The following is an 8,775-nucleotide window of genomic DNA, read 5'->3' as shown; positions in this document are numbered from 1 at the left end:
TGGGAAAAGGAGCGTAACCAGCAGAAAGCTAAAATCGATTGGCGTTTTGCAGCTTCAGATGCCAGAGTGAAATTCCAACGGTTATATCCTAATTTACACCTGTCATAATTTTCTTGGTTGACTAGTACGCCCCACATAAGTCAATCGGTAGTCGTCCACTGGCGTACACAAGTTCACTGCACGAGTCCCGCGATAGGAGCAATTAGAACAGCCATGACCATCGCAATTTCGGCAGATAGCAGCGGAAGGAGAATCGAACTTGGGGGGTGTGAAGTTCCAATCAGACAAAGGTTGTGTATTCGATTGTTCTGCGGTTGTAGCTTCTGAGGTGTGAACCTCTAACTCTAGTTCTACAGGCTCCGGCTCCGAAACACTGACTTGTGGGACAACCACAGGCTTGGGTTCAGGCAATGTATTTTCTTTGTAATGCCATACGATGTAGCTGTGGCATCTCTTTTGAGTATTGTCTCGGAATACTTCTACGCCGTTAATCAATACTAGCCAGGGCTGGGTTAAGTCGTCATCATGACCGATGCTTGCAATTAACTTTCCAGCGGCGTAAACTTCTTGATCGTAGAAACTGATTTCTACTGTTTCGAGTTCTTGTAGTGCTATTGCTGCGGTTTGTGGCATAATTTATGAACCTTTCTATAGGTATTAGAGGCGATCGCATACTTTCCAGGTGGGTGATCGTCTCTGTTTTTATTGGTAAGTTCATTGTGCTTTCAGCACAACATTCTCAATCTAGAATTGGCGAAGCCTCATATTTAATGCTCCTAGCTAGTGACTAGGAGCTTACCAAACAGGAGATACAAAGTGTCAGGCGACGGGAAGCTTCAGAACCCAACCGTCGTCCTGCTGGTAATTTTTTATTAACCGAATCTCTTTTCCCAACCTATACCTCTCACCTTCTCTGGTTGCGCCAGTGCCTCAGTTACCCCTCAATCGGTACTTCCTGATTCTCTTGTCAAGGTGCAGTGGTGAAGCGCCTCTATATTTAGCTGGGAGGCTGGCGCTTGTTTCCTCCCTTATTCAATAATATATCTCGTTATGTAGTACTTGTCAAGTAGTGCATAACATGTAATGATAGGAGCATGAGAAATATATCCCAGCAAAACATACTTAAGGAGTAGTGCATGTGGAATTAACATTGATGCGGGTTACGTTTAGCAAAGAAATTCCAGGATTGGGAGAAAAGATAAAAGCTCTAAGGAAGGATTCATCTAAATCTTTGACGGAATTAGCAGCACAGGCAGGGATTAGCACTCCCCATTGGCACAGAATTGAAAACGAAAAAATTCAGGAATTGCCCATTGAAACCTTACGGAGCATAGAAAAAGCACTGGGGGCAGAATTAGGGATTGAAACGTGAGGTGCTTTTAAGGAGTGAATAATTAAAAGCGATCGCCTCCGACCAAGAAGAACGATCGCCTGAACTAGTCCCTCTGCAAAGGAATAGTCATGTCTAGCCTAGAAAAATTCTAGAAGTCCAGCAAGAGTAACTTTAAATCGCATTCGTGACATTCATAACTAGGCAAAGAGTACTGTATACCTCTAAAAATAATGCTAGGCAAGTATTAGCAGTATATTAATATACCGTTAACTATGCTATTTAAGTATATCCAAGCGCTGACTAAATAAAACAGTCATTTATCAAGCTGGAGCAGAGAATTATGTCAAAGATTGAAATCTCCCAGGTGATTGAACAGATTAAAGAAGAAATCGAAGTGGACGCTTCAGGCAAAGGCAAAGCCAGCATGAAAGCTACTGCGAGATTAGCTGGAGTCAGCGACAAAGCTATCGGCAAAGCATTAGAAAGCGCGAACCTGGAACCATCAAAACTCGCCCAAACCCTTATACAGCAAGGCTTTGATGCCGCGAACCTAAATCAATGGCGCACCGATGGTATCCCAGACATCGCAATCGGCATCATCCTTCATTACTATGGTTATGAAGCTGGTCGTTACTGCACCCAACAAGCTAAGTTAGTCTGCCAAGCGTTCGGGACTATTGGTGTTCGTGCGTGGATGCAGGATGTTTCAGGCTGGGCAAAACCAACACAACAGCACAGCAATACTCCCACACCTGCCCTTCCTCCAGTCGAGCAGCGATTAAAAACACTGGTAGAGGCCATGAAGACCCTAGCAGAATTAACAGGGGGCAGACTCAACCCTTACATGGAGCAACAGATGACGGATTACGCCACTAACCTGTTTGCTGACCACAACAGACAAGCCCTAACCGGCACACAAGAAAAGTGGCTGGGTGTGGTCAACTTTGCAGAAAGCGAACTGGGAAAGAAAGTCCCTATCAAAGGTTCCCACTATCGCGGACACTTGGGAACGTGGGTTAGGACATTTTACCCACAGCTGGGAAATCGCCAAGAAAATCGTTTGGTCAACGGAACTCAGCAGGATGTTTATGTTTACCCCTGCCATGATCCAGTTGTCGCCGCTGGGTTGACTAAAGCCGTGGAGGAGTTCTTTGCACATCCTAGTCCTGGTGCTGCACTGAAGCAAGCGAGAGCTTTTAGCAAGAAATCTTTAGTTACTGCTTGACAGCCCATTAATTACACGAATTTTGATTCTATTGAAGATTTATGATTATCCCCTTCGATTTGCAAGGACAAGCTATAGCCACCGATGGCAAAGAGTACACCGTTAGTACTGCTTACGTAGATATCATCAAAATCCTGACTTCTTCCGAATTAGCGTTCATTGACCACCAAATGCGAGGAACTTTGGACGTGATTGCTGAGGGAGGCGGGTTTTGTGGGGAAGGTGTTGATGAGTTTCTCAGTGATGTTTTGGACGAGCTTCAAGATTGGGGATTGGTAGAAGAAGTTGACGATGGTAATCAGATTTACTGGGTGCTAACTCCAAAGGGTGTTTTGCTTAAAGCCGAACTGTGAACAATGCTAATTAAAAGCGATCGCCTCCAAAAAAGCAATCGCCGGACTACATGTAGTGTAAGAGCAATACTTAACTTACCAGATTTCCATTTCTCAATTCAACGTACATTCACTACAAATGGTACGGATATGACAGATATAGATGTAATTCACAAGTTTTATAAACAAATAGCCTGGGCCAAGAAATGCCGCGAAACCACCCATAGCAATCGCACCTTGCTAGCAAACTCATCTGATAAAGGCGAAGTAGTTTGGACATGGGAGGAGAAGCGATCATGACTAAATTCCAAGACCCAAGAGCAGCTACAATAACCCAACAAATAGACGCAATCAACACTGCCGGGTACGAGTCAGCTTACGACCCAGTTCTTCAAAATCACGTAGCTCACGGTGGCCTCTCCCTAGTTGAAGGCATACTGCGTTTCGATATGTTCATGGGCAAAGTGCAGCAAGCCGCTAGAGAACGAGAGAGTGTCTGGGCATCTCAGGTAGAGCAGAAAATCAGCGGAATCGAATGGTACACGGTTGAGTACGGTGGCATCACGGCGGAGCTTCCCCGGCTGCATGAGGATTTAAAGTGTGTGCCTGGGGATAAACAGATTCTAATGCAGTCTAAGCCAGTGGCACTCGACTTCCTTGCTCACTGGAATCAAGTTTTTAAGGTATGGCACTACGACAAAGATGATTGCTCGCGCTGGAGTCGAACGAGGTGGGGTAACTTTTACCAGGAATTTATGAGCCGGGAATGGATAGAAATTTGGATTGAAGATCACATCTCTAAAGTTTTTCTCCAAGATGGCACTTGCCGAGAAGAACCCGTTTTTGCAATTAACGCTTGTTGCTACTGGGGAGATCCAATGGACGTTCATCGCACAGACGCATACCCTCAATCTGGTTCAAGCTGGTTTCAGTGGAATAATTTTACCCCCTGGAAGTAAGAGCGATCACTACTGTCTTGATAGCGATCGCCGTTAGACATTTGCTAGCAAAACATTAGAAGATTTTCCTTGATGATGTCAAGCAATTAAGCTGTTTTTAACTTAACCATTACCACGCGCTAACAAACATGAAAGCCATCGTCACAGTAGTCGAAAAGCTCACATCTGAAGCCCATGTCGAAATCCCAGATGGGTTGTCAGAGCCAGAAATCAGACAGCATATTGTTGACCTTTACAATAGTGGTGAAATGCAATTTGACATGAATATTTTTCAAGCTGACTTTGAATCCATCAGCGCCAAGATTATCAAGAATCAAAGTGAGGATGAAGCATGACTGTTGCACAATTATTAAAACCAGAACAAAGTGATATTGTTCATAGACATCCTCTCAACTTTTACGAGTCGCCATCCTGGTTCACCACTGAATTACTGCGCCATGTCAAATTATCAGGTGTAATTGGTGAGCCGTGTGTGGGACATGGTGCAATCGCTTCTTTACTTCAAGCTTGGCCATACACAAAGAGTATATGGACTAACGATATTGACCCCAACAAAACGGCAGATTATCACTACGATGCAACGCAAAAAGAGTCGTGGGAACAATTGCCAGAAGCCGACTGGATCTGTACTAATCCTCCGTATGCTGACCAAGCCGCACCAATTATCGTCAATGCATTTTCTAAAGCCCGTGTGGGAGTAGCAGCATTCTTGTTAACCAGCTTTTTGGAACCTTGTGATGATCGTGCTGATTTTCTACAAGAACATCCACCATCACTTGTTTTAATCATGCCTCGTTATTGCTTTCGGAAAGATAAAAAAGGCAAGCGATGGGCGACAGATAACATCACCATTTCATGCTTTGTGTGGGACAAACGCACGACACAGCAGCGCATTATTATACGAAAAGCTAATAAAATTGCTGGCTTCTACAAAACTCCCGATAAAGCGATTAGCCAAGATTCAGCTAATGGTATTGTTCGAGCGATCGCGTCGGGTGAATTTAGTACAAACTATTGAAGAGAACAGTAACTATGTCAACAAATATTTCTTGGACAGATGAGACTATCAATCCAATTGTGGGTTGTTCTCGCGTCTCGCCTGGGTGTGCGCGGTGCTATGCAGCTACCGCAGCCAAATCACCAAGACTCCAACAGTTTCTCCAATATCAAACTGTTAGCAAATGGGATGGTACTGTTGAGTTTGTCGAATCCCAATTACTTAAACCACTGCACTGGAGAAAACCCAAAAAGATATTCGTGTGTAGCATGGCTGATTTATTCCATGCTAACGTTCCTTTTGAGTGGATTGACCAAGTAATGGCTGTTGTTGCTCTGTGTCCTCAACATACTTTTCAAGTTCTTACCAAGCGGCCAGAGAGGGCATTGGAGTATTTTAAGCAACCTAAACTATGGGTTAAATGGTATGAAGCTGCTAAAGAAAATCTGTGGGGTGCTATTGGAGAAAAGTTTGGCGGTTTAATTAATCTCCAACAAGATTTTATTGAACAACCATTTCCTTTGCCGAATCTGTGGTTAGGAACGTCAACATAAAATCAAGCGATGGCTGATAAACGCATTCCAATTCTATTACAAATACCCGCATCTCTACGCTTTTTATCTTGTGAGCCGCTGCTTGAGGAAATTACTTTATCCCGATATCACAGTAATGGAATTGGCTACTTAGCACATAAAATCAAATGCTCTAATTGTGGAATAACTGGCATTAATCCTCCAGACAAATACTATCAGTACTGCTGGCAATGCTACGCCAAAATGTCGTGGTTAGAACCAACTATTTCGTGGGTTATATGTGGTGGGGAGTCTGGCCCCCAATCAAGACCGTGCCATATCGAATGGATTGAATCAATTGTCCGACAGTGCCAAGCTGACAATACACCCGTATTTGTCAAGCAGTTAGGAGCTAATACTCACCACCAAGGACAGCGATTCAAAATTCGCGATAAGAAGGGTGGAGAAATTGAGGAGTTTCCTGAACATCTACGAATTAGAGAATTTCCACTGTTAGTAGGTGATTAAAAAGCAAAATCCCTCGCACTGCTTCTAACAGCCAAGGGAACAGTAAATTTATGTGGAGTCCACAACTATGAGTATATACAATTGTCCCCAACAACGCAATCACGAGGCGATCGCTACTTATCGCGCCCTCCATAAAAAGCGCAAATACACAAAGCTTTATTGGGATGTAGCAAATCAAATAGGTATAGAATCCGCATTGCTAATTGAAATTATTGAAGACTGGTGCAATAGCAATGCAGAAAATGAAAAACATGGCTATTTTTATCAAGATCAATGGTGGACAAGTGCCACTTATGATGAATGGGCTGCGATGTATCCAGCAATGGGCAAGCCCAGAACCCTACAAAGACTGCTATTGAAGCTGGAATCTCAGAATTACGTGATTAGCACCCAGCCTAAAAAAGGGGCGGATAATACTAAGTTTTATCGGGTTAATGAAGAAGTGATCGGACTACTCCTTATGGGGGATAAATTCATAGTGCCAAATCCTAACAGTGACCAGTCACCGTGCCAAATCTTAACAGCCATAGTGCCAAATCCTAACAGCCATAGTGCCAAAAATGAACAGTCCACTATATATAAACAGATCAATAAAACAGATCAATTAAACGAAGACTCCCCTACCCCTCAAAGCGAATTTGTGCAAACCGAGTTAAAAAATTCTCCCCAACCCGAAATCGTTGAATTCAAACCAGAACCACTCGGACAAAACCAAGACCCAAATCCCCAACAACTCAATGCGCTGTTAAATCAAACCGAATCTTCGGCACAAACCGATAATCCTAACTTTGAGACAAGAGTGTCGGGCAAGTTCGATATTCTCGAACAAGCGAACAAAATAGCCCGACCGTGTAAGTCAGTTACCGATGAAGAAATATACTGCTTATTCCTCGAAGCATACAAAGCTTACAAGCCGTCTAATTTTACTGAACATCGGCAGTTCAGTTCAGAACACCTGAAGAAGATTAAACACCTCCTCAAGGACTTCCCAGACACCGCTATTGAAATATTTACCTCAGCACTCACCTGGGTTAGAGAACAAGACGATGGTTGGTGGCGACAAAAGCAATTTTCTCTAAGCAACTTGATGACCAATGGCAAAATCGCTGACTACGCCGATAAACACGCCACTGCCATGAAGTACGACACCAAATACCGCTTACGCGTTGAAGGACTTGCGCCATCGATGGACAAAGGACGATTCAGTGTGGTTGATGAAGACGGTAATGAAAGTACCGGAGCGATGGCAGATATTGCAAGACTTTACGCAACAGACCCAATGTTCAAAATGTTAATGGATGCAGGAAAATGATTGAAAAGAATATTTTTGAATACGGCATGAATCTTTTGGATTCTCATTTCAACAAGAAATTGGACGACACGGTTAAAGGAATTTGGTTTGAATATTTAAGCGACGAATTAATGAATGAAGAATTTCTAACTGCTGTCAAAAATGCTTTGCTGCATTCTCGCTTTATGCCAACAGCTGGCGAGTTAGTTGGGTTCATTCATGGCTCTAAAGAAAGCAAAGCGCTTATGGAGTGGCAGGTGATTTTAAAAGCCTCTACAAATTGCCAAGATTCTTCAGGCATTGCTTATATCTCGACTCGCGCTCGTGTTGCACTACAAGCAATTGGCGGCTTACGTACCGTAGGCATGGCAGAAGAATTTCGCCGCAATCACATGGAAAAGCAGTTCATCACCGTCTATTGCCAGTGTGCTGACAAAGATGCTAAAGCTCTGCCTCAAACATCAAGCGCACCTACAGTAGAACCAAAACACGAGGCTAGTGAATCTGTACCTCCACCAGCACATATTCGTTTTGAAATAGCAGCTTTGAAAGCGAAACTTTCAATGAACGGTAAAAAACCAAAATTGCCGTCATAACCAGCATGAAAACCCCTAATCTCAACACCCTCCCTCCCTCCCTACATTCCTACCCCACAAGAACAAATTAACAACTTAAGAATGCACTTATCTCTGCCTTGGAAGAAAGCAGCTAAAACTTGGGCAAGGCAGGAGTTAGAGCGATTGTTGATGGAGTATGGGGAACCAGAGTTTCAAAAGTTTGAACCAAAGCAATTGAGCCTATTTTGAGGAGAAACAATTAATGTGTAGAATCATTCGTCAATCAGTCCGAAAAATTAGAAAACCTCATCACTGTTGGGGTTGCGCTCAAAAATTCCCTCCTGGCACACAAATGGAGTATTCGTTTGGTATTTTGGATGGTGATGTTAACGACTCCTATTGTTGTTTAGATTGCAGTAGGTTTATAGATGCCATATACAAACACACCAAACTTTATTCTGACTGTTGTGAAGGACTTGAATTTGGAGAAGTCAGAAGCTTAAAAGCAGATCCCCACTATTATAAAATCCCCGAAATTGTGTTTACCGAAGCTGGCTTGCCATATCCATCGGTGGACAATACAGACGAGGATTCAGCCGCATGAAACTATACTATAGTGACGAATACATCACACTATACAACGCAGATTGCCGCGAAGTTTTACCCATACTACAAGATCAATATTTCGGCTGGACTGACCCACCATACAATGTTGGTAAAGATTACGGTGTTTGGTGCGATCGCCTTGATGATGATCAATATCTGGAGTTCTGCACCGTGTGGATTACCCAGTTCAAATGCTTATGCCCTGAAAACTGTGTATTTACCCCACGCAAGTATTTCTTGGAGTATTGGAACCTACTGGGCAAAGAGTACAAACAGATAATTCTTACCTGGACACCAGAAGGGGCTATTAGGGGAAGAGCTGGCGAAGCTGTCACCAAGTGCAAACTAAACGGTTCAGTTTAAAAAAGTGAGAAAATTTGACTCAAGTAATTTCAAATAAAAGTAATAAATAATACTATAATTCTCATGACTAGC

14 protein-coding genes and 1 pseudogene are annotated in these 8,775 nt (G+C 43.1%); 14 read left to right on the top strand and 1 reads right to left on the bottom strand.

Going from position 1 to position 8,775, the window contains the following annotated elements:
* Window positions 1-102: 102 nt before the first annotated feature.
* Window positions 103-633 (bottom strand): hypothetical protein, encoded by a 531-nt coding sequence (locus FNW02_RS36480; protein ID WP_191762363.1) that lies wholly within the window; start codon window positions 631-633, stop codon window positions 103-105.
* Between the two features lie 5 nt (window positions 634-638).
* Here FNW02_RS36480 and FNW02_RS36475 point away from each other — a divergent pair, with 5 nt between their 5' ends.
* The 14 genes and pseudogenes from FNW02_RS36475 (at window position 639) to FNW02_RS36410 (ending at window position 8,703) form a co-directional block, all read left to right on the top strand.
* Window positions 639-791, top strand: coding sequence for a hypothetical protein (locus tag FNW02_RS36475; protein WP_191762362.1), 153 nt, complete (start codon window positions 639-641; stop codon window positions 789-791).
* A gap of 347 nt (window positions 792-1,138) precedes the next feature.
* Complete coding sequence (locus FNW02_RS36470) at window positions 1,139-1,372, top strand: helix-turn-helix domain-containing protein (protein WP_191762361.1); 234 nt, start codon at window positions 1,139-1,141, stop codon at window positions 1,370-1,372.
* 301 nt (window positions 1,373-1,673) lie between these two features.
* A complete protein-coding gene (locus FNW02_RS36465) occupies window positions 1,674-2,558 on the top strand; it encodes a hypothetical protein (protein WP_191762360.1) in 885 nt (294 codons plus the stop codon).
* Between the two features lie 41 nt (window positions 2,559-2,599).
* The gene (locus FNW02_RS36460; RefSeq protein WP_191762359.1) at window positions 2,600-2,911 is read left to right on the top strand and encodes a hypothetical protein; all 312 of its coding nucleotides are present in this window, start codon (window positions 2,600-2,602) and stop codon (window positions 2,909-2,911) included.
* Window positions 2,912-2,914: 3 nt separating this feature from the next.
* Window positions 2,915-3,190 carry a hypothetical protein gene (locus FNW02_RS36455; RefSeq protein WP_191762358.1) on the top strand — a complete coding sequence of 92 codons (276 nt, stop codon included), beginning with the start codon at window positions 2,915-2,917 and terminating at the stop codon, window positions 3,188-3,190.
* Window positions 3,187-3,849, top strand: coding sequence for a hypothetical protein (locus FNW02_RS36450; protein ID WP_191762357.1), 663 nt, complete (start codon window positions 3,187-3,189; stop codon window positions 3,847-3,849). The genes FNW02_RS36455 and FNW02_RS36450 overlap by 4 nt, the downstream gene beginning before the upstream one ends.
* 128 nt (window positions 3,850-3,977) lie before the next feature.
* A complete protein-coding gene (locus FNW02_RS36445; protein WP_191762356.1) occupies window positions 3,978-4,184 on the top strand; it encodes a hypothetical protein in 207 nt (68 codons plus the stop codon).
* Window positions 4,181-4,867: a hypothetical protein gene (locus tag FNW02_RS36440; RefSeq protein WP_191762355.1), complete on the top strand. Its 687-nt coding sequence runs from the start codon at window positions 4,181-4,183 to the stop codon at window positions 4,865-4,867. Before FNW02_RS36445 ends, FNW02_RS36440 begins: the two co-directional genes overlap by 4 nt.
* 14 nt (window positions 4,868-4,881) lie before the next feature.
* Window positions 4,882-5,886, top strand: a pseudogene (locus tag FNW02_RS39350) (DUF5131 family protein).
* Window positions 5,887-5,953: 67 nt separating this feature from the next.
* The gene (locus FNW02_RS36425) at window positions 5,954-7,198 is read left to right on the top strand and encodes a hypothetical protein (protein ID WP_191762352.1); all 1,245 of its coding nucleotides are present in this window, start codon (window positions 5,954-5,956) and stop codon (window positions 7,196-7,198) included.
* Window positions 7,195-7,773 (top strand): hypothetical protein, encoded by a 579-nt coding sequence (locus FNW02_RS36420; protein WP_191762351.1) that lies wholly within the window; start codon window positions 7,195-7,197, stop codon window positions 7,771-7,773. The genes FNW02_RS36425 and FNW02_RS36420 overlap by 4 nt, the downstream gene beginning before the upstream one ends.
* An 81-nt stretch (window positions 7,774-7,854) precedes the next feature.
* Window positions 7,855-7,983, top strand: coding sequence for a hypothetical protein (locus FNW02_RS39795; RefSeq protein WP_263627859.1), 129 nt, complete (start codon window positions 7,855-7,857; stop codon window positions 7,981-7,983).
* Window positions 7,984-7,996: 13 nt separating this feature from the next.
* On the top strand, window positions 7,997-8,338 hold the full coding sequence (locus FNW02_RS36415) for a hypothetical protein (protein ID WP_191762350.1): 342 nt from the start codon (window positions 7,997-7,999) through the stop codon (window positions 8,336-8,338).
* Entirely contained in the window at window positions 8,335-8,703 is a 369-nt protein-coding gene (locus FNW02_RS36410; protein ID WP_191762349.1) for a class I SAM-dependent methyltransferase, read from the top strand. The genes FNW02_RS36415 and FNW02_RS36410 overlap by 4 nt, the downstream gene beginning before the upstream one ends.
* Window positions 8,704-8,775 lie beyond the last annotated feature (72 nt).

Origin of the sequence: Komarekiella delphini-convector SJRDD-AB1 (genome assembly GCF_014831675.1) — a bacterium.
Lineage (GTDB): Bacteria > Cyanobacteriota > Cyanobacteriia > Cyanobacteriales > Nostocaceae > Komarekiella.
The sequence above is the reverse complement of the archived record's forward strand: the minus strand, read 5'-3'. Positions and strand labels throughout refer to the sequence as shown.